The 25,323-nt window shown below is 62.2% G+C and carries 16 protein-coding genes, 1 rRNA gene and 1 pseudogene; 12 read left to right on the forward strand and 6 right to left on the reverse strand.

What is annotated here, in order from left to right:
- Positions 1 to 89: 89 nt before the first annotated feature.
- The 7 genes from rrf (at position 90) to nrdF (ending at position 8,821) form a co-directional block, all read left to right on the forward strand.
- A 5S ribosomal RNA gene (gene rrf / locus BREU_RS10585) occupies positions 90 to 206 on the forward strand.
- A gap of 625 nt (positions 207 to 831) precedes the next feature.
- Positions 832 to 3,387: a glycoside hydrolase family 3 C-terminal domain-containing protein gene (locus BREU_RS10590; protein WP_044090308.1), complete on the forward strand. Its 2,556-nt coding sequence runs from the start codon at positions 832 to 834 to the stop codon at positions 3,385 to 3,387.
- Positions 3,380 to 3,940 carry a GtrA family protein gene (locus BREU_RS10595; protein WP_044090307.1) on the forward strand — a complete coding sequence of 187 codons (561 nt, stop codon included), beginning with the start codon at positions 3,380 to 3,382 and terminating at the stop codon, positions 3,938 to 3,940. The genes BREU_RS10590 and BREU_RS10595 overlap by 8 nt, the downstream gene beginning before the upstream one ends.
- A 571-nt stretch (positions 3,941 to 4,511) precedes the next feature.
- Positions 4,512 to 4,772, forward strand: coding sequence for a glutaredoxin family protein (locus BREU_RS10600; protein WP_044090306.1), 261 nt, complete (start codon positions 4,512 to 4,514; stop codon positions 4,770 to 4,772).
- A gap of 101 nt (positions 4,773 to 4,873) precedes the next feature.
- Complete coding sequence (gene nrdI, locus BREU_RS10605; protein WP_223847965.1) at positions 4,874 to 5,410, forward strand: class Ib ribonucleoside-diphosphate reductase assembly flavoprotein NrdI; 537 nt, start codon at positions 4,874 to 4,876, stop codon at positions 5,408 to 5,410.
- Positions 5,411 to 5,624: 214 nt separating this feature from the next.
- Positions 5,625 to 7,817 (forward strand): class 1b ribonucleoside-diphosphate reductase subunit alpha, encoded by a 2,193-nt coding sequence (nrdE, locus tag BREU_RS10610; protein WP_044090305.1) that lies wholly within the window; start codon positions 5,625 to 5,627, stop codon positions 7,815 to 7,817.
- An 11-nt stretch (positions 7,818 to 7,828) separates the two neighbouring features.
- Positions 7,829 to 8,821 carry a class 1b ribonucleoside-diphosphate reductase subunit beta gene (gene nrdF, locus BREU_RS10615; RefSeq protein WP_044090302.1) on the forward strand — a complete coding sequence of 331 codons (993 nt, stop codon included), beginning with the start codon at positions 7,829 to 7,831 and terminating at the stop codon, positions 8,819 to 8,821.
- Positions 8,822 to 9,196: 375 nt separating this feature from the next.
- Here nrdF and BREU_RS10620 read toward each other — a convergent pair whose 3' ends face one another.
- From BREU_RS10620 to BREU_RS10630, 3 genes are all read right to left on the reverse strand, one after another.
- Positions 9,197 to 10,522, reverse strand: coding sequence for an ATP-binding protein (locus tag BREU_RS10620; RefSeq protein WP_044090301.1), 1,326 nt, complete (start codon positions 10,520 to 10,522; stop codon positions 9,197 to 9,199).
- A 3-nt stretch (positions 10,523 to 10,525) separates the two neighbouring features.
- The gene (locus tag BREU_RS10625) at positions 10,526 to 11,419 is read right to left on the reverse strand and encodes a LytR/AlgR family response regulator transcription factor (RefSeq protein ID WP_081886695.1); all 894 of its coding nucleotides are present in this window, start codon (positions 11,417 to 11,419) and stop codon (positions 10,526 to 10,528) included.
- A 378-nt stretch (positions 11,420 to 11,797) separates the two neighbouring features.
- Positions 11,798 to 13,087, reverse strand: coding sequence for a glycosyltransferase family 2 protein (locus BREU_RS10630; RefSeq protein ID WP_044090300.1), 1,290 nt, complete (start codon positions 13,085 to 13,087; stop codon positions 11,798 to 11,800).
- Between the two features lie 287 nt (positions 13,088 to 13,374).
- Between BREU_RS10630 and BREU_RS10635 the strand changes: the two genes are divergently transcribed.
- Entirely contained in the window at positions 13,375 to 14,502 is a 1,128-nt protein-coding gene (locus tag BREU_RS10635; protein WP_044090298.1) for an ABC transporter ATP-binding protein, read from the forward strand.
- Between the two features lie 316 nt (positions 14,503 to 14,818).
- Positions 14,819 to 16,227, forward strand: a pseudogene (locus BREU_RS10640) (DUF4032 domain-containing protein).
- Between the two features lie 167 nt (positions 16,228 to 16,394).
- On the opposite strand, the gene rlmB reads toward BREU_RS10640, so the two are convergent.
- The gene (rlmB, locus tag BREU_RS10645; RefSeq protein WP_044090295.1) at positions 16,395 to 17,384 is read right to left on the reverse strand and encodes a 23S rRNA (guanosine(2251)-2'-O)-methyltransferase RlmB; all 990 of its coding nucleotides are present in this window, start codon (positions 17,382 to 17,384) and stop codon (positions 16,395 to 16,397) included.
- Positions 17,385 to 17,549: 165 nt separating this feature from the next.
- On the opposite strand from rlmB, the gene BREU_RS10650 reads away from it, so the two are divergent.
- The 3 genes from BREU_RS10650 to BREU_RS10660 all read left to right on the forward strand — a co-directional run bounded on the left by BREU_RS10650 (position 17,550) and on the right by BREU_RS10660 (position 23,227).
- Positions 17,550 to 18,848, forward strand: coding sequence for an MFS transporter (locus tag BREU_RS10650; RefSeq protein ID WP_238567082.1), 1,299 nt, complete (start codon positions 17,550 to 17,552; stop codon positions 18,846 to 18,848).
- A 169-nt stretch (positions 18,849 to 19,017) separates the two neighbouring features.
- Positions 19,018 to 19,836, forward strand: a complete 819-nt coding sequence (locus BREU_RS10655; RefSeq protein WP_044090293.1) for an alpha/beta hydrolase — start codon at positions 19,018 to 19,020, stop codon at positions 19,834 to 19,836.
- 397 nt (positions 19,837 to 20,233) lie between these two features.
- Positions 20,234 to 23,227 carry a cation-translocating P-type ATPase gene (locus BREU_RS10660; protein ID WP_044090292.1) on the forward strand — a complete coding sequence of 998 codons (2,994 nt, stop codon included), beginning with the start codon at positions 20,234 to 20,236 and terminating at the stop codon, positions 23,225 to 23,227.
- An 82-nt stretch (positions 23,228 to 23,309) separates the two neighbouring features.
- Here the strand turns inward: BREU_RS10660 and BREU_RS12045 are convergent, their stop codons facing one another.
- Together BREU_RS12045 and BREU_RS12485 are read right to left on the reverse strand one after the other, a co-directional pair.
- A complete protein-coding gene (locus tag BREU_RS12045; RefSeq protein ID WP_238567080.1) occupies positions 23,310 to 24,551 on the reverse strand; it encodes an FIVAR domain-containing protein in 1,242 nt (413 codons plus the stop codon).
- Positions 24,548 to 25,270: a hypothetical protein gene (locus BREU_RS12485; protein ID WP_044095983.1), complete on the reverse strand. Its 723-nt coding sequence runs from the start codon at positions 25,268 to 25,270 to the stop codon at positions 24,548 to 24,550. Before BREU_RS12485 ends, BREU_RS12045 begins: the two co-directional genes overlap by 4 nt.
- Between the last annotated feature and the right edge of the window lie 53 nt (positions 25,271 to 25,323).

Below are 25,323 nucleotides of genomic sequence, written 5' to 3' on the forward strand. Positions count from 1 at the left end.
GAAACAACAGAACATCCTCGCGTCCATCCTCCGGTTCCCAAGCCGCCACAAGCCGGCGGGAACACGATTCCCGACCGAATGATGATTCTTGCGGCGGCCATGGCCCAGGTGAGACGCCCGGTCCCATTCCGAACCCGGAAGCTAAGGCCTGGCACGGCGATGGTACTGCACCCGACAGGGTGTGGGAGAGTAGCACGCCGCCGCATTACACGTTACAAAGCCCCGATACCCACACGGTACCGGGGCTTTCCCATATGTGCCCCGCCCTGCGGTGACATCCCACCGGAGGGGGCCGATGACCGGTCGGCTCCCCTTGCCAGGGGAGCTGCCGGCGCAACCGACTGAGGGGCAGCCGACAGAAGACCCGGGAACCAGCCGGGAGCCCGGTACACGCCGAACACGGCACACAGCGGAAACACCGCACGGAGGCACGCGGACGCCATCCAGAAGACCCTGGCCATAAAACAACACGACCACAGACCATCTATATCTGAAACATACCCGGATATACATCGCTGTATTTGCTGAACTCTCTATAGCAGAGATTCATGCACGATCCCAAGCCTGCAGCAGACCAATCGTGCGCGGGAAATGACAGGTTGTGTAACGTGAACGGCACAGCCCGACGGAACCTGATTCAATCAAACTAGCGGCGAAATGTGTGCGACCTAGGCACTGCATTGATGCGGTGCCGGCAGTGTGGCGCAACAGTTCGTGAGGCGAGCGTACAACGATGCCGATGCGACGGTGCCGGTGTGCAGAAGTCCCGAAGGAAACCGATGGGCAGCCGGAACAGTCGCCGGATAATAGTGCAGTGCAAGGGAGAACGATATGGAACTCGAAGATCTTTCGGTGGCCGAGAAAGCGGCGATGCTCTCCGGCGGCTCCGAATGGGATTCGCGCGGCAACGACCGTGCCGGCATCCCCAGCTTTGTGATGAGCGACGGTCCGCACGGCGTGCGTCGCCAGCTAGGCGAGGGCGACCACCTCGGCTTGGGTGCGTCCAAGCCTGCCACCTGCTTCCCGACCGCGGGTACCGTGGCCAGCTCCTGGGATCCGGAACTCGCCGAGGAAATGGGCGAGGCGCTGGGACGCGAGGCGCATGACCTCGACGTCAACGTGCTGCTCGGCCCAGGTCTGAACATCAAGCGCAACCCGCTGTGCGGCCGTAATTTCGAGTATTATTCTGAGGACCCGATCGTGGCCGGGCGCATGGCCGCCGGACTGATCCGCGGCATCCAGTCCAACGGTGTGAGCGCGTGCCCCAAGCATTTCGCGGTCAACAGCCAGGAGCTGCGCCGCCAGGCATCCAACTCGGTGGTGGACGAGCGCACGATGCGCGAGATCTACCTGACCGCATTCGAAATCGCCGTGCGTGAGGCCGCGCCGATGACCATCATGACCTCCTACAACGAGATCAACGGCGTCTACGCGCACGAGAACAAGCACCTGCTGCAGGACATCCTGCGCGACGAGTGGGGTTTCGACGGGATGGTCGTCTCCGACTGGGGAGGCTCGAACTCCGCCGTGGCCGCAGTCAAGGCCGGCGGCTCCCTTGAAATGCCGTCGCCCGGTTATACCTCCGTGCGCGAGCTGGAAGGCGCGGTGGCCGCCGGCACGCTCTCCGAGGCTGATCTCAACGCCCGCGCCGCGGAGGTGGCCAAGATTGCCCGCCTGACCCGCACGGAAGGCGTCGGGCGTGATGATCTGCTTGCAAACGATATCGCGGCAGCCCACCACAATGTGGCTCGGCGAGTGGCTGAAGGCTCCGCCGTGCTCCTCAAGAACGCTGGCGCAGGCATCGCTGCCGCCGATGCGACTGCCGCCGCCACTGCTCCGGTTCTGCCGCTGAAGCCCGGCACACGGGTCGCTGTGGTTGGCGATATGGCGAAAACCCCACGATTCCAGGGCTCCGGCTCCTCCAAGGTGAACGCCACCCGTGAGGAGAATATCCTGGACGAGCTGCATAACCCCGAAACCGCTGAGCAGACCGGTGTCACTGTGACTGGTTACGCCCAAGGCTATGACCGTCAAGGCGTCGCCAACCAATCGCTCCTCAACGAAGCCACAGCGCTCGCCTCCCAGCCTGACACCGACGCCGTGATCGCCGTGGTCGGCCTAGACGAGCGCAGCGAATCCGAGGGCCTCGACCGCTCCACCATGGCCATTCCGCAGGTGCAGAACGACCTTGTCGCCGCACTGGTGGCCACCGGCAAGCCGGTCGTCGTGGTGCTGGTGGCCGGTTCCCCGGTGGAACTGCCATGGTTCGACGATGTTGCCGCCGTGCTGTACGTTGGCCTTTCCGGCCAGGCCGGTGCCTCCGCCACTGTGCGGGCGCTGACCGGTCAGGTCAATCCTTCCGGCCATTTGGCCGAGACGTGGCCGCTGCAGTACGCCGACTGCCCGTCTGCCGGATGGTATCCGGCGGTTGGCCGCGACGCCGTCTACCGTGAGGGCCCGTTCGTCGGCTATCGCTATTACGAAACCGCAGAAGTGCCGGTGCGCTTCCCGTTCGGATACGGCCTCAGCTACTCCACGTTCACCTACAGCAATCTGACCGCCGACGAAACCGGCGTGCAGTTCACGGTGACCAACGATTCCGATGTGCCTGGCGCCACCGTCGCCCAGCTGTATGTCTCCGGACCGTCCCGCACAGTCGCCGATGCGACCGCGGGATCTGCGGATTCCGCGAAATCCGCAGTTGCGGCGGATGCTCGGCCTGGTGTGCTGCGTCCGGTTCGCGAGCTCAAGGGCTTCGCCAAAATCGAACTCGACGCCCATGAATCCAAGACCGTGCACATCGACTTCGACCGCTACACCTTCCGTCATTTTGATGTGGACGTCAATCGTTGGGCCACTGAATCGGGCATCTGGACGCTTGCAGTGGGTGCGAACGCCGAAGACCTTCCTTTGTCCACGCCGTTCGCCGTCGCCGGCGATGTGGACGCCGCGCCTGCGAACCCGGCCCTCGGACACTACCTGACCGGCGACGTCAAGCACGTCACCGACGCCGAAATGGCCACACTGTTCGGCCATGAGGTCATCGCGCCGGGCAAGCCCACCACCTTCGGCGTCAACGACCCGATTTCCAGCTGGGTCGATTCGCGCGGTTTCGTGGCGCGCACGGTCGCCAAGACACTGATCAGCCGTGAGGCCAAGGTGCGGCAGAAGACCGGTGCCCCCGACCTCAACACCCTGTTCATCCTCAACATGCCGCCGCGCGCCATGAGCAAGATGACTCAGGGCATGGTCGACTCGGCCATGGTCGACGCCATCGTCAGCATCGGCAACGGCCACACCTTCCGCGGTCTCGGCGGCCTGATCGCCGGCTACTTCCGCAACCAATCCGCCAACAAACGCATCGCAAAGGAGCTCAATCATGACTGACGCCAACAAGACCGCCGCCGAGGGCGCAGACGCCAAGAAACTCGGTCCGGTTCGTCAGTGGATTAAGGACCATCCCACGATCTGGGAGTTTATCCTGTTCAACGTGTTGTCGAACATTTCCACGATCTCACGCTTCGTGGTCACATGGATCGGTACCGCCATCTTTGTGAGTGCGTTGGGCCTGACCGCGCCGTTCTACTTCCTCATCTTCAACTACCCGGAGTCCGGCAACGGCCTGGGCGGTTTTCTCACCTTCCTGTGCGCCGAGGTCATCGCGCAGGTGGTGAACTTCTTCGTGCAGATGAAGTGGGTGTTCAAGTCCGACTCCAGCTTCAAGGACGCCGCGTGGAAGTATGCGATTCTCGCCGTCGTGATCGTGGTCGTCAACCTCGTGCTGCCTGGATATGTGACCTCGCTGTGCCAGGGCTGGGGCATGAATGCGGGCGTGGCCGGCACCATCGCCTCCGTGGTCAACACCCTGCTGGCCGTGGTGGTCAGCTACCCGCTGCTCAAGTTCTGGATCATGCCCAAGAACAAGGAGGCTGCCAAGTAATAATCTGATTCTTCGTCGTTTCTTCTTCCCCTTCCCTGAGGTCTGGCCGGAACGCTTGTTCTATGCGTTTCGGCCAGACCTTTTTGTGTATGTAGGCGTAGGACGTTTCGCGAAGCTGTACACAAGGAGAGGTGTTGCTATTTGCTTTCAATGAGGTACATGTGATGCATTGCGGAAAGGCATCCGCCTTCAATGTGGTACCTGATACGCGAAATTGCGATTATCAACGCTGGAATGACGGTGATTGTATTCATGCTTTTATGGATTAGGCACCTCACTGAAGACAGATACCTTTCCGCAAAACCGCGAATGTACCTCATTGAAAGGAGATAGTGACATCATGTAGCGGCTGGGGCGTGAATCGATGTGAGTAAGGCCACAGTGCATGAGGTACTCTCGGACATGCTGTTCTAGCAACGTCGGGCAAATGGCGGAATAACGCCCATAAACACTACATATAGTGTTTGTAGGCGCAACACGCCACTATACATAGTAGCTTGATTGCAAATCACATGGTTGTAATATGGCCTTCGTTTTGTTTTTCACCAGCATTGATTGAAGGGGAGTTGCCATGACCGTCACCGTGTTCACCAAGCCGCATTGCCCGCAGTGCGAAGCCACCAAGCGCCAGTTCACCAAGCTCGGCGTACCATTCGAGGTCGTGGACCTGACGGAGAACCCCTCCACCTTGGAACAGTTGCAGGCCGCCGGATTCCAGCAGGCGCCGGTCGTCATCACCCCGGACAACTCCTGGACCGGATACCGCCCTGATCTGATCCGCGAAGTGGCCAAGCAGGCCGCGGCCGCCGCTCCGGCCCCGGTCGCCGCGTGAATCTGGGTCACATGAACAGCGCGGCTTCGGCTGTGGCGGCAGGCGAGAGCGCTCGCATGGCATGCGGAAGCGGTGAAGCCGACGCGGCGTATGATGCTGACATGGCTCCATCGCAGGTGGGTGATCATGCGGAGCTCCTCCGGCTCCATCAGCGCGACGTTGCCGCTGCGGACGCCAGTGCCGCCAGCCGGCCTGAGTTCGCGGCGCAATCCGGCAAGGTGATTGGCGCGTTGGTCTACTTTTCCTCGGCGTCCGAGAACACTGCACGGTTCGTGGCCGGATGCCGCTTGCAGGATGAAGGCCTCAACGTCTACCGCATCCCGCTCAAGGCCGCCGACCAACCGCTGAACGTCCGCGAACCGTACGTCATCATGGTGCCCACCTACGGCGGAGGAGTGGTGAAGAAAGCTGTGCCGATTCAGGTCAAGCGATTCCTGAACGACCGGGCCAACCGCGAATGGATCCGCGGAGTCATCGCCTCAGGCAACACCAACTTCGGTGAGGCCTATTGCGCCGCCGGAGACATCATCGCCGCCAAATGCCACGTGCCCTTCCTCTACAAATATGAGTTGATGGGCACCCCTGAAGACACCGCGGCCGTGCGTGATGGCCTCGTGCGGTTCTTCACCCATCAGTGATTCCAGCGATTCCCGGCGAATACGGCTGGTAAGACCATCGGAGGCGGCCACCCGACCGGCCTGCTGCATCATTCGCGCGGCCGGCTACGGCTTCCCCGGAGAAGGCAAGAGAACGAATGGATGCGCCTCCGACGTTGCCGCGTCGTACCCATCCACTGAAGCCAGACGCGCCCAACCCCATCCAAGGACCTCAATACCAAGGACTGCAATACCTATGACCGACTTCACCAACACCGAACTGGCGCTCGACAACACATCGCACGCCGCCGAGCCCACCGATCCCGCGCACGACTACCATGCGCTCAACGCGATGCTCAACCTGTATGACTCGAACGGCAAGATCCAGTTCGACAAGGACAAGGCCGCCGAGCGCGCGTACGTGACCAACCATGTTGCCGCCAACACCGTGACCTTCCCTTCCACCGCCGAGCGCCTGAAGTACCTCATCGACAACCAGTACTACAACCCGGCCGTGTTCGCCCAGTACACCGCCGGATTCCTCGACCGCTTCTACGACCACGTGGAATCCGTCGGCTTCGAGTTCGGCACGTTCCTCGGCGCATTCAAGTTCTACACGTCCTACGCGCTCAAGACCTTCGACGGCAAGCGATACCTCGAGGACTTCCCGCAGCGTTGCGCCGCCGTGGCGTTGGAGCTCGCCGCCGGCGACGAGCAGCAGGCCATCGAATACGCCGACGAAATGCTCGCCGGCCGCTTCCAGCCCGCCACCCCGACTTTCCTCAACCTCGGCAAGGCGCAGCGCGGCGAGCCGGTCAGCTGCTTCCTGGTGCGCATCGAAGACAATATGGAATCCATCTCCCGCGGCATCAACGCGGCCCTGCAGCTGTCCAAGCGCGGCGGCGGCGTGGCCCTGCTGCTGAGCAACCTGCGTGAGCTGGGCGCTCCGATCAAGCACATCGAGAACCAGTCCAGCGGCGTGATCCCGGTCATGAAACTGCTGGAGGACTCGTTCTCCTACGCCAACCAGCTGGGTGCCCGGCAGGGCGCCGGCGCGGTGTACCTGAGCGCCCACCACCCGGACATCCTGCGCTTCCTCGACACCAAGCGCGAAAACGCGGACGAGAAGATTCGCATCAAGTCGCTGGCGCTCGGCGTGGTGATTCCGGACATCACCTTCGAACTGGCCAAGCAGAAGGCGCAGATGGCGCTGTTCAGCCCCTATGACGTCGAGCGCGTCTACGGCAAGCCGTTCGCCGACATCGCCATCAGCGAGCATTACGACGAGATGGTGGCCGACGACCGCATCCGCAAGACCTACATCGACGCACGCAAGTTCTTCACCACCATCGCCGAGCTGCAGTTCGAATCCGGTTACCCGTATATCGTGTTCGAGGATACGGTCAACCGCGCCAACCCGATCGAGGGCCGTGTGACCATGTCGAACCTGTGCTCCGAGATCCTGCAGGTGCAGGAGCCCAGCGAATACAACGAGGACCTCACTTACAAGCACGTCGGCCGCGACATCTCCTGCAACCTCGGCTCCCTCAACATCGCCAAGGCGATGGACGGCGGGCTGGCCCATACCGTGGAGACCGCGATCCGCGCGCTCACCTCGGTGGCCGAGCACACGTCGATCAACGCCGTGCCGTCGATCCGCCGCGCGAACGAGGAAGGGCATGCAATCGGCCTCGGCCAGATGAACCTGCATGGGTTCCTGGCCCGCGAAGGCATCATGTACGGCAGTGAAGAGGGCCTCGACTTCACGGACATGTACTTCATGACTGTGGCCTACCACGCCTACCGAGCCTCCCACGCGCTCGCCGTGGAGCATGGCCGCGCGTTCCAGAGCTTCCCGACATCCGATTACGCCAAGCCGGCCGGCCAGGGCAACTATTTCGACAAGTACACCGACGGCCGCCGCTCCCTGGAGCCGCGCACCGCCCGCGTACGCGAGCTGTTCGCCCAGTTCGGCATCGCCATCCCCACAGTGGCCGACTGGCAGGCGCTGCAGGCCGCGATCATCAAGGACGGCATCTACAACCAGAACCTGCAGGCCGTGCCGCCCACCGGCTCGATCTCCTACATCAACCATTCCACGAGCTCGATCCATCCGATCGCCTCCAAGATCGAGATCCGCAAGGAAGGCAAGATCGGCCGCGTGTACTACCCGGCAGCCTACATGACCAACGACAACCTCAAGTACTACAAGGATGCCTACGAGATCGGCTGGAAGGCCATCGTCGACACCTACGCCGAGGCCACCCAGCACGTGGATCAGGGCCTGTCGCTCACCCTGTTCTTCCCCGACACCGCCACCACCCGCGACCTCAACAAGGCCCAGATCTATGCGTGGCGCAAGGGCATCAAAACCCTTTACTACATCCGCATCCGCCAGCAGGCGCTCGAAGGCACCGAAGTGGCCGGCTGCGTCTCCTGCATGCTGTGAAAGGAACAACAATGGCACCAATCTCCATCCCCCGCAAGCCCCTGAAGCTCATCGACCGCGTCTCCGCGATCAACTGGAACCGTCTGGAGGACGAGAAGGACCTTGAGGTCTGGGACCGTCTGACCGGCAACTTCTGGTTGCCCGAAAAGGTCCCCGTCTCCAACGACATCCCCTCCTGGCAGCAGATGAGCGAGGAAGAGCACACGCTCACGATGCGCGTGTTCACCGGCCTGACCCTGCTCGACACCATCCAGGGCACGGTCGGCGCGGTCTCCCTGATCCCGGACGCGCTCACCCCGCATGAGGAGGCCGTGTACACGAACATCGCGTTCATGGAATCCGTGCACGCGAAGTCGTACTCTTCCATCTTCTCCACCCTGTGCTCCACCGAGCAGATCGACGCCGCATTCGACTGGAGCGAGGAGAACGAGTTCCTGCAGAAGAAGGCCGAGATCGTGCTCGACTACTACGAGGGCGACAATCCGTACAAGCGTAAGGTGGCCTCCACCCTGCTCGAATCCTTCCTCTTCTACTCCGGCTTCTACCTGCCGATGTACTTCTCCGCGCACGCCAAGCTCACCAACACCGCCGACGTGATCCGCCTCATCATCCGCGACGAGGCCGTGCACGGCTACTACATCGGCTACAAGTACCAGAAGGGCATCGCCCAGCTTTCCGACGCCGAACGCGCGGACATGCAGGATTACACGTACGACCTGCTCAACGAGCTGTACGACAACGAGGTGGGATACACCGAGTCGCTCTACAGCGGCGTCGGCCTCGTTGAGGACGTGGAGAAGTTCCTGCACTACAACGCGAACAAGGCGCTGATGAACCTCGGCTATCCGGCGCTCTTCCCGGCCGAGATTTGCGACGTGAACCCCGCGATTCTCGCCGCCCTGAGCCCCAACGCCGACGAGAACCACGACTTCTTCTCCGGCTCCGGCTCCTCTTACGTGATGGGCAAGGCCGAGGAGACCGACGACGACGATTGGGACTTCTGATTCGATAGTCGCCAGCAGTAGTGTGCCGGAACACGGTCTGTCGGGGTTGCATGGTTTGCCGGGGTTGCTTGGATTGCCAGTCGTGGAATACGGAAGAGGCTGTATGTTCGCGTCTCAACAGGGCATGCGCGAACATACAGCCTCTGTACGGGTTATTATCGACCGTATGTTCGCGTTGAGATGATGAACTCGCGAACATACAGCCTGTCGGAAGGCCGTAAGGGGCTGTATGTTCGCGGCGGTTTCGTTGAGACGCGAACTTAACGCGGTATCGCTGTGGCTCCAACGCAGTATTACCGGCTGCCACGCTGCATCACTGGCTGCACCGTGGCGCCACCGGCTGCAACGTGCGGTATCACCGGCTGAACTGCGGCCTTACCTCGGTATCAGCGCGGTCAGCACGAACCAGTGGTCCTCGGTCCGGATCGTCACCTCACCGCCGTACTGCGCGACGATGTGACGAATCGACTTCACGCCGAATCCATGCCGTGATGCGTCCCGCTTGGTCGTGCGCAGCGCGCCGGTCGAGTCCTTCTTGAGCGTCGAATCGTAATAATTCTCCACGCGAATCACCATGAACCGACCCTGCCCATACAAAGCCAGTCGAATCAGACGCTGCTGCCGGTCGGGCAGTTTGCTGGTCGCCTCGATGGCGTTGTCCAGCGCGTTGCCGAACAGCGAGGCGATGTCCATCGAGGACATGCCGGCGAGCAGTTTGCCATCAGCCACCGCCGTCAGCGTAATGCCACGATCGGCGCACGTGCGCATCTTGGTGGTCAGGATCACGTCCAGCACCGGGTTCCCGGAGTGCTGCTGGGCGCTCGCCGCCGCCACCGAAGCCTCCAGCTGTTCGAAGCCGGCCGCCGCATGCTCGGGGTCGACTTCCGCCCGCAGCGCCGCGATCTGATGCTTGAGATCGTGCGCGAGCCGTCCGATCGACTCGATGTTCTCCTTGGACGCCAGATATTCCTGATGCTGGCTGGCCAGTTGTGCGTTGATGGAGGCGAGCTCGGCGTTTGCTGCCATGCGCCGCGCCTGCTCCTGCTGCGCGTAGAGGATCGCGCAACCGCAGAAATCCACCAATGTGCGGATGTAGAACACCTCCTGCCCCACGGTTCCGGAGAACGGCGTATTGGTGGAGACGAAGCTCAGGTTACTCATCGCGAACGTCACGATGGTGATGGCCACAGTGCCGAGCAGCAACGGTACCGAGATGTCGGTCGGCCGATCGCTGGCGAAGTTGCCACGCTCCAAGAGCCAGGCGGCGAAGAAGCACAGGGAGTACGTCAGGGCCAGCAGCAGTAGCGAATACCGCTGTTTGGCGGCGGCAGTATCACCCAGATTCAGGAACATGACCAACTGCCAGTGCAGCGACGCCACCAACTCACCCAGCACGAACGCGCGCGCGGTGATGTACAGGCCTTCGCGGTTGCCGGTGCCTGCGCCGAACCGCACGATCGTCCACATGCCGCCGAACGCCAGCAGCATGCCGATGATCCAGAACCATAATGGCATGATGCCGTCAAAGTACTGGATGACGATCATGCCGGCCAGTCCGGCTGCGCCTACCGCCGCCGTCCGTTGCCACGGTACTCGGCGGTAGGTGGCCAGAATATAGACGATGCAGGCCAGCCATTCGCACAGTGCGGTATAGATGCGCGGAATGTCCGGCAGGGCGTTGGTGATGGTGCTGCCATCCATCGGTCAGACTCCGGCTGCAGCGGTGGTGCCGGGGGCGCTCGTCGTGGAAGCTGCTGCAAATCCAGCTGTGTCGCTTGCTGTGACTGTGGCGGCGGTGTCTGTGGTGGCAGCGGTATTCGCGTTGCCCGTGGTGCCCGTGTTGTTCGAGGCGGCCGTGGCGCCGCTGACCGCATTCGAAGTCGCCCCGCCTGATCCCAGATAATTGGCCAGCGCCACCAGAAACGCCTTCTTGCGCGGGCGACTGATGCGCAGCGCCTCGCCGTTCGACATCACGCAATCCTGGCCGTCCACGCCGACCACATGCTGCATATTCACCAGATAACACGAATTCGAGCGGAAGAAGCTCTGCCCGGCCAATCGCTCCTCGAAATCCTTCAACGTGCCGGTCACCGATAGTTTGCCGCCGAGCGTGTGAATGATGATCGTGTGCCGAATCGATTCGAGGTACAGCACATCGGACAGTTCCACCCGCATCTGCTTGCCGCCGGTGTCGATCAGCATCGCATCGTCCGCACGACGACGGACCATGTCGATCGAACGCTTGATCTCCTGGCGGAACGCGAAATAGGGGACCGGTTTGAGCAGATAGGAGAGCGCCTGCACTTCATAGCCGTTGATGGCGTATTGCGGGGCGGCGGTGATGAACACGATCACCACGGAATCGTCGCGCTCGCGAATCTGCCGGGCGGCCGCCATGCCGTCCATATGCTTCATCTCGATGTCCAACAGCAGGATGTCGTACGTGGGCGTGTACTTCTCGACGATCTTCTCGCCGTCGTCGAAAACGGAGATTGTGAACTCCGTGCCGGTTTCGCTATGGTACTGGTTCATATAATCCAGCACTCTCTGGCAGGCGGTGGGATCGTCTTCGACCACCCCAACCCTGATATCGCGCATGACCTTGACCTCCCGTCATGTTCCTCTCCCTGCCATCCTAGCTGTTGGCCTCGGCGGTGCGGTGTGGGCGGCGTAGGCTGCGCGGGGACGGCACCAAAGGAAAAGCCCGGCTGTTTGGGCCGGGCTTTGAAGGAGAGAAGGAAGAAGAAGGGATTCAGTTATGTGTTTGGCCTGTTGCGGCCTGACTCCATATAACCGCGCCAGGTTCAACGCCGCGTGCAAATGGTCTGGGAATTTCGTGTGAACGGCGGCTTTTCAGGTTGGTTCGGGCCTCCCATATTGCCCAAGCCCTATTGCGTATCCCTCTGCACAGCTCGCGCGATATCTCAGCGACTATATCCCGCCAACCGTCCGCTGAGCGGTGAGGCTAGCGCTGTGCTACTGCCGCTCCTCGAAGGTGACGCCGTTGCGGGCGGCGAGGCGCTCGGCCTTGCGCTCTTCGCGTCTCTCCTTGCGTTCCTCGGCATGTTCGATGTGCTGGATGCGCAGCTGGCGCCAATCCTCCCGCATGTCGCGGAACCGCTCGGCAAGCGTCAGCTCGTCGTTCGACTTGGCCTTGCCGGCAGCATCCGCGCCCGCTCCGGTGCCGGCGGCTTCCGGGTTCCTCGCCGGGAGAAGCCATGCAGGCGCGTCGTCCGAGCTCGCGGCCAAGGCGTCCGTGGCACTGGAACCCAGTGCATCCGCGGCATTGTCCGCGAGCTTGGTGATGCCCACCTTCACCAGGCTCAGCAGTTCGCGCAGCGTATCCGGGATCGGTTCGTCGCTTTCGCTGGCGGTCTTGGTCAGTCGGTCGATGTGCCGGCGAATCGCGTCCGCATCTTCGGGGTCGATTTTGAGGCCGGCGATCATCGATTGGCGGATGGTCTCATAGTCGAGATTCGCGAAGAAATTCAGCTGCTGCAGCGTCATGAATCCCTTGAGCTCCGGGAAATGCTCGAGAATATAGTCTTCGCGATCGTCGGCGGCGCGGGTCCAGTCGCGCGTAAGCTTGGGGTCCCAGCTGGAGGTGATCGAACCTTCGCGCATACGGTAGTGGTAGAGCACTTTGGGAATCCGCACCACGCGCGTGGCGGCGCCGATCACATTGCAGATGCGGGAGAGGTCCTCGATTTTACGGCCGACCGGGAACGAGAAATCGTTGTTCTGATAGGTCGATGCCGGGGCGAGGAACGCCCAGAAATACCCGTCGATTTCGGCCTTGACCTGCTTTTTCAGCGCCTCCACCGGTGTGAGCACCTGCACTTCGGTGAAGTCGTTGTGGCGATAGTTGGAGAGCAGCGGCTTGCCGTTCTCTGAAATGGTGTCGAACTGGAACATCACCAGATCGGCGTCGTACTTGCGCATGGCTGCGAGGCAATCCTCGACCAATGTGGGGGCGACAGTGTCGTCGGAATCAGCGAAGTATATATAGTCGCCGGTGGCCTGCGCGATGCCGGCGTTGCGCGCATCCGAAAGGCCGCCGTTTGGTTTATGGATGACGCGTACGCGCGCGTCCGTGGCCGCCCAGGCGTCGCACATGGCGGGGCAGTGGTCGGGCGAGCCGTCGTCGACCAGCAGGATTTCCAGATTGGCATACGTCTGCGATGTGATGCTTGTCACACAATCGTCGAGGAACTGCTCGACCTTGTAGACCGGGATGATGATGCTGACCAGTGGATCGTGTTCCATGATTCTAGGGTAACGCCGGGTCTCGCCGTGCTGTGCCGCGCTGCTTTCACGCGACACGCGGTGCGAAAATTTTCGCATTCCGGGCCTTGTTTTTGTGCATATGCCGTGTATAGTGAAACTTGGCTCAACGAAGAGAACCTTCACTGAACCGGAAAAAGTAAACGCTGAAGCTTGCAGTTTCCGAAAGCAATGTTGTAGTCGGTGGCGACAGGTCGAAGCACAGTAAAGAATAAATCCCTTTACCACGGATCGTGAGGCACGTACCTGCCTCTGAAAGGATTGCAATTATGGCAGAAGTCGTTTTCGACCACGTCACTCGTATCTACCCGGGCAACGACAAGCCCTCTGTGGATGATCTGAATCTTGATATCAAGGATGGCGAGTTCCTCGTCCTCGTCGGCCCCTCTGGCTGCGGTAAGTCTACGACCCTTCGTATGCTCGCCGGCCTGGAAGAGGTCAACAAGGGCCGCATCCTCATCGGTGGCAAGGATGTCACCACGATGCAGCCGAAGGACCGCGACATCGCAATGGTGTTCCAGAACTACGCTCTGTACCCGCACATGACCGTTGCCGACAACATGGGCTTCGCCCTGAAGATCGCCGGCACTCCGAAGGAAGAGATCCGCAAGCGCGTCGAGAAGGCCGCCGAGATCCTCGACCTGACCGAGTACCTCGACCGCAAGCCGAAGGCTCTGTCCGGTGGTCAGCGTCAGCGTGTGGCCATGGGCCGTGCAATCGTTCGTGAGCCGAAGGTCTTCCTCATGGATGAGCCGCTCTCTAACCTCGATGCCAAGCTTCGTGTCCAGACCCGTACCCAGATTGCCGCTCTGCAGCGTCAGCTGGGTGTCACCACCCTGTACGTGACCCACGATCAGACCGAGGCTCTGACGATGGGCGACCGCATCGCCGTCATCAAGCTCGGCATCCTGCAGCAGGTCGGCGCTCCGACCGAGCTGTACGATCGCCCGGCCAACGTCTTCGTCGCCGGCTTCATCGGCTCCCCGTCGATGAACCTGAACACCCACCCGGTGGTCAACGGCAAGGCGAAGATCGGTGAGGACACTGTTGATCTGCCGGCCGAGGCCGTCAACAAGCTGACCGCCGAGGACAACAACCAGATCGTGGTCGGCTTCCGTCCTGAGGACGCCAGCCTGGCCGCCTCCGACGACCCGAACGCCTTCTCCCTGAAGGTCGTCAACGTCGAGGATCTGGGCTCCGATGGCTACATCTACGGCAACATCATCACCGATGGCTCCGCCGCCGAGGCCTCCCAGGTCATGTCCGACCAGAACAAGCTCACCACGATTCGTGTGAACCCGCGTGCGCTTCCGAAGGTCGGTGCGACCGTCAAGATCAAGATCGACCCGGCCAAGATGCACCTGTTCGCTCCGTCGACCGAGCTGCGTCTGAACTGAGCGATCAGTATCAACACTTGGTAAGGCCTTGCGGCTTTGCCAACCATTAAACGAGGTTATTTCTCTTCCTCTCTTATAACCTCGTTGGAAAAGCCCTGCATAGCTGCGGGGCTTTTCTTTTTCTCTGTTAAACCAGAATTGACATAGATCCTTTCCTTGGCTCCCCTTGTCAGGGGAGCTGTCGGCGAAGCCGACTGAGGGGTAGTCCGCAAGCATATGTCAATTCTTGTTTAATAGAGCTTTTCTTATGCCGAACTTGCCGGCATGGGGTGTCATTGCATGGCCTACATCCTGCAGCACACGTAAAATCGAACGCATGGAGTTGAATGCATTGCCCCAGATGGATCCGCGCGCACTGAAGGCCACGTCTGTCAAGCCGAAGACGAACATGCCAATTCAGTGGAACCGCAGGCATTGAAGATCACCGCCGCCAGCTCGAACCCGAAGATGTTCACGCTGCCCTGGCATAAGCCGTTGGCCACATGGCCCGAGGAGCTGCTCGCCAACCTGCCGCGAGGCATCTCCCGCCACGTTGTGCGTTTCGTGCACGTGGGCGACGAAGTCTACGCCATGAAGGAGATCACCCGTCAGGTCGCCGAGCGGGAATACGAGATTCTTCGCCGGTTGCAGAAGCTCGAGCTGCCCACCGTGACCCCGATCGCCGTGGTGACCGGCCGCCATGACAAGAACGGCGAGCCGCTGGAGGCCATTCTGGTGACCCGACATCTGCGATTCTCGCTGCCGTACCGTGCGCTGTTCGCGCGCAATCTGCAGCATGATACTGCGGAGCGACTGATCGATGCTCTTGCGGTGCTGTTGGTGCGACTGCACCTGGCCGGTTTCTATTGGGGCGACGTGTCCCTCTCGAACGTACTGTTTCTGCGTGATGCCGACGCATTCTCCGCATTCCTCGTGGATGCCGAGACCGGTGACCTGCAGGTGCAGCTCACCGATGGCCAGCGTGAATACGATATCGATCTGGCCCGCACGAACATCATCGGCGAACTGATGGACCTTGCCTCCGGACGTCTGCTGCCGAGCGATGTGGACGAGATCGAGGTTGGCAACCGTCTGGTCGATCGGTACCATTCGCTGTGGAGCGCGCTCACCGACACCGATAAGTTCGGGCCGGACGAGATGTGGAAGATCGAGCAGCGTGTCAACAAGCTCAACGAGCTGGGCTTCGACGTGGACGAGCTTGAGATGAAGACCGCTGAGGATGGCAAGCGCGTGCTGGTGCGTCCGCGCGTGGTGGATGCAGGATATGCCAACCGCAAGCTGCTGCGTCTGACCGGTCTGGATGTGCAGGAGAATCAGGCCCGTCGCCTGCTCAATGACCTTGACGCCTACCGCGCGTCCACGTGGCGCGACGGCGAGGACCTCGAGATCGTGGCCACCGATTGGATGCGCGAGGTGTACGAGCCGACCGTGCGCATGATTCCGCCGGAATATCGGACGCAGATCGAGCCGGCGCAGTTCTTCCATGAGGTGCTCGACCACCGTTGGTTCCTCGCCGAGAAGGCCGGCCATGATGTGCCGATGGGTGAGGCCGTGACCAGTTACATCGACAACGTCCTGCCGAACTACAAGCTCGACAAGAAGGCCCTTGACGAGCTCAACGCCGAAGCCGATGCCGGTGTGATTGACGACGAATACACCTACAACGCCGACGACGGCTACAACCCCGATGACGACCCCGACGCGGCTGTATGGGCGAGCCGTTAAGCGGGCAACCCAGTGGGTTGCCCGTAGGCGAGCCCCGAGCGAGGCGGTAGCCGAGTGAGGGTGGGTTGGGCTTGCCGTAGGCAAGTCCGAAATTGCTGGAGCCATTAAGCATGAAGCCCCTCGCATTGAGGGGCTTCACTATAAGCGGTGCATAATTGCGGTTGCGATTACTTCGCGGCTTCGCGGCGGGCGTGTGCCACGGCGTACAGGCTGATGCCGGCAGCCACCGAGGCGTTCAGCGACTCCACCGTTGAGCTGATCGGAATGCCGGCGATGGCGTCGCAAGCCTCACGGACCAGACGGCTCAGGCCGCTGCCCTCGGAGCCAAGCACCACCACAAGCGGATCGGCCTCAAAACCGGTTTCACCGACGAGTTTGTCGCCACCGCCGTCCAGGCCAACCACGTAATAGCCGCGTTCCTTCAGCCCTTCGATGGCCTTGTTCAGGTTCACCACGCGGGCCACCGGCATATGCGCGGCCGCGCCTGCGGACACCTTCCATGCCGCGGCGTTCACCGATGCGGAGCGGCGCTCCGGCAGGATCACACCGTTCGCGCCGAATGCGGCGGCCGAACGGATCACTGCACCGAGGTTCTGCGGATCGGTCACGCCATCCAAAGCGATGAACAGCGGACGCGAAGCGATCCGCATGGCCGCGGAATTCACGGCCTCCATGGCCTTCGCCTTCTTCTCGGCACGCTCCACCAGCTCATGCAACGAGGAGTACTGGTACGGATTCACCTTCAGAATCACGCCCTGATGGTTGCCCGAGCGGGCGATGCGATCCATCTCCAGACGGTCGGCCTCCAGCATGTGCAGACCGTTCATGCCTGCGATCTTCACGATTTCGCGCGTGCGGTCATCGTGCTCGATGCGCGACATGATGTACAGCGTGGAGCTCGGCACGCCCACGCGCAGCGCCTCCAGCACGGAATTGCGGCCGAACACCAGGTCGGAAGTGTCGGCCGACGCGAACTTGTCCACGCGACGGCGGGCCGCCAGACGCGGGTCGGAGCGCATACGACGCTCGGCGATTTGCTTGGCCTTATACGCCTTGTGATACACGCGGTCCTCGGCCTTCGGCGTGGGGCCATAGCCCTTCAACTTATTACGATGCTTTCCACCCGACCCCTTGGTCGGTCCCTTTTTCATAGCCATAGGTGACATTGTCCCAGCACCCCGCGCCAAATGACTGCCCGAGCCCGGCGCGCATGCATCGCGAGTACAGTATCAGAGGTGAGACAAGAGGCGAAGAAGCAACGCGAGATATTTGGACTGTCCCCGCTGTACTGGGGGCTTTGGCTGGCGATTCTGATCCTGTGGATGGGGCGCTTCGTCACGTCATTCCTCTCCATATATCTGGTGTCCGCGCTGCATATCGATGAAGGCGTGGTCGGTGCCGTGGTGGCCATGTACGGCTTCGGCGCGATCATCGGCTGCCTGTTCGGCGGCATGCTGTCCGACCGCTTCGGACGCCAGTCCATGATCATCATCGGTGAGATCGGCGCGGCGGCAGCCTTGCTGGTGGTGTCGGTGCTGGTCGAGCCGGTGTCGTTGGGCGCGGCGTTGTTCGTGTATGGCGCGTTCGCTTCGCTGCCGAGCCCGGCAATCGCCGCCTACATCGCCGATGTGGTGCCCGCCGAACGTCAACAGCGCGCGTATGTGCTGCAGTCGTGGGCCATCAACTGTGGGTATGCGATTGGTCCGATTGTGGCCAATCAATTGGTCAAGGTGTCGTATTCGCTGATGTTCTATGTCGAGGCGGCCGTGATGGTAGGCGTCACTGTGCTGCTTATTGCCTTCTTCCGCGAGGTCAGGCATCTGGGAATCGCTGTGCCGAAACCGTGGGATGGCTCAGGACGCGCTACTGGGGACTCCGCGACCGTTGCCGCTGCCCTGGTCGATGATGCTGCTCTGACCGATGATGCTGCTCTGGACGGTGATGCCGGCGCAGCACCGGCCGCCACCGCCCGGGCCGACGCCAAAGCCTCCATGCTGCGCAACTGGCGTCGCGCCATGACCGACGTGCCTTTCCTCATGTTCTCGGTACTGATGTTCGGATACTTCCTCGTCTATTTCCAGAGCACGTCAGGTCTGCCAATCGCCATGACCGACCTTGGTCTTGACCTTGGCGACTATTCGGTATTGCTCACGATCAACGGCGGTATGCTGTGTCTGCTGCAAGTCCCGGCGATGAAGCTGTTCGCGCGCATGGGCAACTCCCGTGTGCTGATCGCCGGCCTCGCCGTGACCGTAATCGGGTACGCCGTGCAGACCGTGGCCGACTCGTGGGCGGGTTTCGCGCTCGCCGTCATGTTGTGGACGCTGGGAGAGCTGGGCACCTTCCCCATCGCCACCACTACGGTTGCCGCACTGGCTCCGGCTGATGCGCGCGGCACCTATCAGGGTATGTACAACGTGCTGTGGTCGCTCTCGATCGCGCTGGCCCCGCTGGCCGGAGGCTGGATGATCAGCCGCTTCGGCGGGCGCGTATTGTGGATCGCCTGCACCATCGTTTTGATTGCAGTGACCATCGGCCTGCGCCTGACCAAAACCGCGCGCGACCGCGCCATGGCCGCCAGCCTGCGCGATGCTGCCACCACAGCCGCGGATCCGGACTGACGACCCACTGCCGCCGGTGGATGCTTGCGGCAAAGCGATACACATGTCACATGCGCGGCGAAAGGCATCATGCCGCTCCGTCTCCGTACCATCGCGCATTTATCATGGTTCCTGAACACGCGGGCACCAATCGCGTGAGCACTTTGGCGTACGACTTGCAGGGGGTGCAATGCAGTACATCCAGAAGACCATCATCGGCATCGACGGCAGCGAGGCGCAGTTCGTGGGCTATGTGCCGGACGACAGCCCGGATCTCCAGCCGGGCCGAGTCCGCGCGTCAATCCTGATTCTCCCCGGCGGCGGATATGTCATGACCTCCGACCGCGAGGCTGAGCCGGTGGCCCTGCGTTTTCTGGCCAAAGGCTTCAACGTGTTCGTGCTGCGGTATTCGGTGCGGCGCAGCCATTACCCGGTGGCGCTGGTCGAATCGGCCGAGGCCATGCGGTTGATTCGTACGAACGCGGAAGCATGGCACGCCGACCCCGAACGAATCGCCGTGATGGGCTTCTCCGCAGGCGGGCATCTGGCGGCGAACCTCGCCACTACGGCCGGCGATGACGATCTGCACGAACACGGATACGATCCGGACGAGGTGCGCCCGAATGCGCTGATGCTCGCCTATCCGGTAATCACGTCCGGCGAATACGCGCATCGCGGTAGCTTCCAGTACTTGCTGGGCGCGCACGACCATGATCAGGCGCTGCGCGACAAGCTGTCCATCGAGAAGCATATTGACGCCAAGACGCCGCCTGTGTTCGTCTGGCACACGATGAACGACGCCACCGTGCCCGTGGAGAACACGCTGATGCTCATCGCGGCCTGCCGGGCCGCCGACGTGAGCGTCGAGGCGCACCTGTTCCCCGAAGGACGTCACGGGCTTTCCCTGGCCAATGAGGAGACCGCCTACCACGGCAGTGCAGAACACATCGTGCCGGCCGTGCAATGCTGGCCCGAACTGGCCGAAGCCTGGTTGCGGCGACTGTTCTAGTGGTCCGTTCCGATATTTGTTGTGTGGTGCTGGCCCCCTCTGATGGGACGTTGCCGTGAAGCAAACAGCGGAGCTGTTTGTAGGCAGCGTGTGAGCCGGCAGGCGAACCAGTTGGATGCCGCGCGCAGCGCGTCCCTGATTGCAGGACGGGCTGTCAGCGAAGCTGACTGGGGGAGAGAAAAAGCTTAATCCTTCAATTTTTACGATCCTGCCCACTAGGCAAAACACCATTACGCTGTACGCCAAGCGCACCTATCGGTTATGGAATAATAGCAACCGTATGCATCGGCAGCAGTTGCGTCGATGTCCATAACCGCGCAGTCCTGCGATGATCGGGGGAGATAACCCGGTGCGCTCGCAGAACTGATTACTCCGCGGCTATACCAAGGAGAACATCATGGATGATCGCCTTACAGATCAGTCCACACTATCCGCGACCGCAACGAACGAGATCGCGGAATCAGAAGAAGTGCGCGCCCAGCAGGCCCTGCTCGGCGACGCCGATCCCAGCCTGACCAGTGCCGAGGATGTGGCCAAAGCCCTGAATGTCGACCCGAAACAGGGCCTGAGCGAAGAGGAAGCCAGCCGCCGACTGGCCAAATTCGGCCCGAACGAACTCGCCAGCGCTCCGCCCGTACCGAAATGGAAGAAGTTCCTGGCCCAGTTCCAGGATCCGCTGGTGTACCTGCTGCTTGCCGCCACTGTGATTTCGGTGATTGCCTGGTTCATCGAGAAAGCTAACGCCGTACCCGGTGCCGAAGGGGGAGAGGCGCTCCCGTTCGATGCGCTGGTCATCGTGCTGATTCTGATCGTCAACGCCGTGCTCGGCTACATCCAGGAGGCCAAGGCCGAGGCCGCGGTGGAGGCGCTCGCCCAAATGACCGCGCCTCAGACCTCGGTGATGCGCGGCGGCAAGGTGCAGCGCATCAACACCGTCGACGTGGTGCCCGGCGACATCATCGTGCTTGCCGAGGGCGACTCCGTGTCCGCCGACGGCCGCCTGGTGAACGCGGCGAGCCTGCGCATCGCCGAAGCGAGCCTGACCGGCGAATCCGTGCCGGTCGGCAAAAAGCCGGACACACTGGCCGCAGCCAAGGCTTTGGGCGACCGAGCCAACATGGTGTTCAACGGCACGTCCGTCACGCAGGGCACGGGTCGCGCCATCGTGACCGGAACCGGCATGAACACGCAGGTCGGCAAGATCGCCGACATGCTCTCCGCCACGGAAGACGAGAAGACCCCGCTGCAGAAGGAGATGGACTACGTCTCCAAGATCCTGGGCATCGCGGTGTGCATCATCGCCGTCGTGGTGCTGGTGGCGCTCGCCGTGCTGGAAGGATTCCACGATATCCATGACGTGATCGACTCCCTGCTGCTCGCCGTCTCGCTGGCCGTGGCCGCCGTGCCGGAAGGCCTGGCCGCGATTCTGACCGTGGTGCTCGCGCTCGGAGTGCAGCGCATGGCCGCGCACAACGCTATCGTCAAGAAACTGCATTCGGTGGAGACGCTGGGCTCCGCATCCGTGATCTGCTCGGATAAGACCGGCACGCTGACCCGCAACGAGATGACGGTGGAGCGTGTGGTGACGCCGTCCGGCGAGGTGCAGATCACCGGCACCGGCTACTCGCCCGAGGGTCGCATGGTTATGGCCGATGGCTCCGGCTCGGACAGCGAGCAGGCTCGGGTCGTGGCCGATGAGGTAGTGGCCACGCTGCTCGCCGGCACGCTGGCGAACGATGGCGAGCTGCGCCAGGATGCCAACGGACGTTGGGAGACCGTGGGCGACCCGACTGAAGTCTCGCTGATCGTGGCCGCCCGCAAGGTCAAGGCGGACCACAAGGCGAAGCGCTTCACGCGCGTGGGCGAGATTCCGTTCACCTCCGAACGCAAGCGCATGTCCATCATCGCCAAGGACGACACCGACTCCGGCAAGCTCACCGTGTTCGCCAAGGGCGCGCCCGACGTGCTTTTGAGCTACTGCTCCCGCATCCGCGTGGGCAGCCAGGTGCGCAAACTCACCGAAGGCGACCGCCAGTCGATCCTCGCCACTGTCGAACGGCTCTCCTCCGAGGCTTACCGCACGTTGGGCGAAGCCTGCCGTCCGCTGGAGACCAGCAGCCTTGCCGATGTGCCCGGTGTCACGGTGAACGCGGCCGGCCAGGTGGCGGACATCGCCGACCAGGCCGACGCCATCGAAACCGACCTGATCTGGAATGGCATGGTCGGCATCATCGACCCGCCGCGCACCGAAGTCCGCGATTCCGTGGCCGAGGCGCATCGCGCCGGCATCCGCACGGTGATGATCACCGGCGACCATCCGCTCACCGCGGCCCGCATCGCCTCCGACTTGGGCATCATCGCCAAGGACGGCAAAGCGCTGACCGGCGACCAGCTCGACCAGCTGGGCAGCGAGGCCGAACTCGACAAGGCCACCGCAGACGTCTCCGTATACGCGCGAGTGGCACCCGAACATAAATTGAAGATCGTCGAATCCCTGCAACGCCAAGGCAACATCGTGGCCATGACCGGCGACGGCGTCAACGACGCCCCCGCCGTCAAGTCTGCGGACATCGGCGTGGCCATGGGCATCACCGGCACCGAGGTCACCAAGCAGAGCGCCAAGATGATCCTCGCGGACGACAACTTCTCCACCATCGTGGCCGCCGTGCGCGAAGGCCGCGTGATCTTCGACAACATCCGCAAGTTCCTGCGCTACCTGCTGAGCTCGAACGTGGGCGAGGTGTTCACCGTGTTCCTCGGCGTGGTGTTGGCCGGCTTCCTCGGCATCCGCCAGCCGGAGACCGTGGGCGTCACCGTGCCGCTGCTCGCCACGCAGCTGCTGTGGATCAACCTCTTGACCGATGCCGCGCCCGCGCTCGCGATGGGCGTCGACCCGCAGACCGATGACGTGATGGGTCGCAAGCCCCGCCGCGTCACTGACCGCGTGATCGACGCCTCGATGTGGGGCGACATTGTCTACATCGGCATCATCATGGCCATCGTTACGCTGATTGGCATGGACATGCATCTGTCCGGAGGCCTGTTCACCGACCGTTCGGTGGAGGCCGTCGGCCATGAGGCGCAGATGGTCGAGGCGCGCACGATGGGCTTCACGATCCTCGTGTTCGCCCAGCTGTTCAACGCGCTCGCCTCCCGCTCCCACCTGCAGTCCGCGTTCGTCGGTCTCTTCTCCAACAAGTGGCTGTGGGGCGCGATCGGGCTTTCGATCGTGTTGCAGCTTGTGGTGATTTACGTGCCGTTCCTGAACTCGGCGTTCGGCACCACGCCTCTGAGCGCATTGGCATGGCTGGAATGCATCGGATTGGCGGCCATCGTGCTGGTGGCTTCCGAGCTGCGCAAGGCCGTGCTGCGCGCCATGGCCAGGAAGTAATAGCTGGAAGCAAGAACGGCCGGCCGCCCCCTAATGAGGGGGCGGCCGGCCGTTACTACGGCTCAATGGTCGAGAGCTCAGTTCAGTTGGTCGATCCGGAAGTGGAACTGTCGCCGCCGTCCGTGGACTGATCGCCTCCGTTGGACTGGTCGTTGCCATTCTGTTGTTGCTGTTGTTGTTGCTGTTGGGCTTCTTCCTCGGCCTGCTTCTTCGCTTCTTCGTCCGCCTTGGCCTTGGCTTCTGCATCTGCCTTCTGCTTGGCCTGCATCGAGGCGTTCACATCGGATTCCGCCTTCTGCAAGGCGGAGATGGCATTGTCGATATCGGCGTCGGACGGATTCGAGCTGTTCATCACGTTGTTCGCGGTGGTGATCGCCGTCTGCAGGGCGGTGCGGGTATTCTCATCCGCGACGTTGCCGGCGGAACCGGTCAACGTGGCCTGTGCCTGGGAAACAGCCGAGCTGAGCTTGCTCTTCTTGGCATCGACGTCAGCTGTCTTTTGCGAGGCGGTCACGGCTTTGATGGCGCTGTTGATGGCATCCGTCTGGTCGGTCACCGTGTCGACGTTCCCCTGCATGTCCTTGACCTGCTGCTTGAGCTGGTCTGCGGACAGGTTGGAATCGCAGCTGGCAGTGTCTGCGGGGTTCTGCCCCTTCTCCACGGCGGCGTTCAGCGTATCGATGGTCGTGCTGTCAGCCACCTTGCCTTTGGCTGTTTGAGAGGTGCTCTGCCCCTTGGTCACGGCGCTTTCCAGCTTCTTCTTGGCTGCGTCGTACTGCTTGGCGACCACCTTGCATTCGGTCAGCGCGGCTGTCTGACTGACCTTGCTGCTGTTGGATCGCCACAGGAACAGGCCGCCGCCGATCAATGCGACTACTGCCACCACGATTGCCGCGGTGATCGCGATCTTGCGCGTATCCTTCTTGTCGGCGCCGCCGTTATGCTGCCCTCGGCCATTACCGTCGCCGGAGTCGGCATCATCCTCATCTTCGAACTGCTCGAATGGGGAGATGGCAGGCGGGAGCGGCTGCGCCGGCTCTTCCGTGCCGGCGAGACGGGCGGGCGGATTGGTCACCGGTTGGAACACCTGTGTCGCCTCTTCGTCGGCGGGAATCTCGCCGTTCGCCGCGTTTGCGGCCGATTCGGTGGCCAGCGGTATGGCCGGAGGCTGGGCCAGCGGCGAGTACGCCTGCGTGGCCTGATCCTGAGAAGGCGCTGTCGGGCTCCCCAGTGGAGGAAGCGCCGCATTCGGCGTTGAGACAACCGTCGGTGGCTGAGTCGGCTGGAACAGCTGCGTGGCTTCTTCACTGGCTTCAGAGCTCACGGGCTGTTGGAGCGGTTGTGTCGGCGGGTGTACGGCATCGCTTGCGTGGGCTGGCCGTACGGCGACTGCTGAGCCGGCTGGATTGGCTGAGCCGACGCTTCGGCCGGGGCTACGGGGGCTACCGGGCGGAAACTCTGCGTGGCCTGATCCCAGACGTACTGTTGTTGTCCGGCGGCAGGGACGATTGGTTGTGATTCGACTGCCGGCTGTGCGATTGGCTGGACCGGTTCTGCGATTGGCTGGGTCGGAGGCGCCGGGGCGGGCGTCGGCTGCGGTGTTGCGGGAAATGGCTGGAATGCCTGTGTCGCCTCGGAGAGCGGAGGCTGAGGTTGCGCTTGCTGTGCCGGCTGCGTCGGCTGCGCGGGTTGCGCGGATTGTACCGGTCGGGCGACCGGAACCGTGCCCCATGCCGGCGCATCGGCCGAGCTCGAATAATTGGATGGTGCCGGAGACGTCGGTGCCGGCATCGCCTGGGTGGGCTGTACATTGCCTGCAACGCCTGTGCCGGTCGCGGCGGCACCTGTTGCAGCGGCACCATAATCGGGCCACTGCAGGGAAGGCCATGCCGTCGGCTCCTGATCAGCGGGATCCTTTGCAGCGGATCCCTGCGGTTGCTGCTGTGCAGAAGCTCCCTGTCCCGGCAGGGGAGGCACTACCGGCTTGATTGGTTCCTGATGCTGCTGGAAGTCAAATTGAAAACCGCCATCACTGTTGGTCATTGCATCTCCTTGGCGTACATGAGTGCTCCGGCATTGATGCCGAAGCGCCAGCC

The organism is Bifidobacterium reuteri DSM 23975 (genome assembly GCF_000741695.1).
Lineage (GTDB): Bacteria > Actinomycetota > Actinomycetes > Actinomycetales > Bifidobacteriaceae > Bifidobacterium > Bifidobacterium reuteri.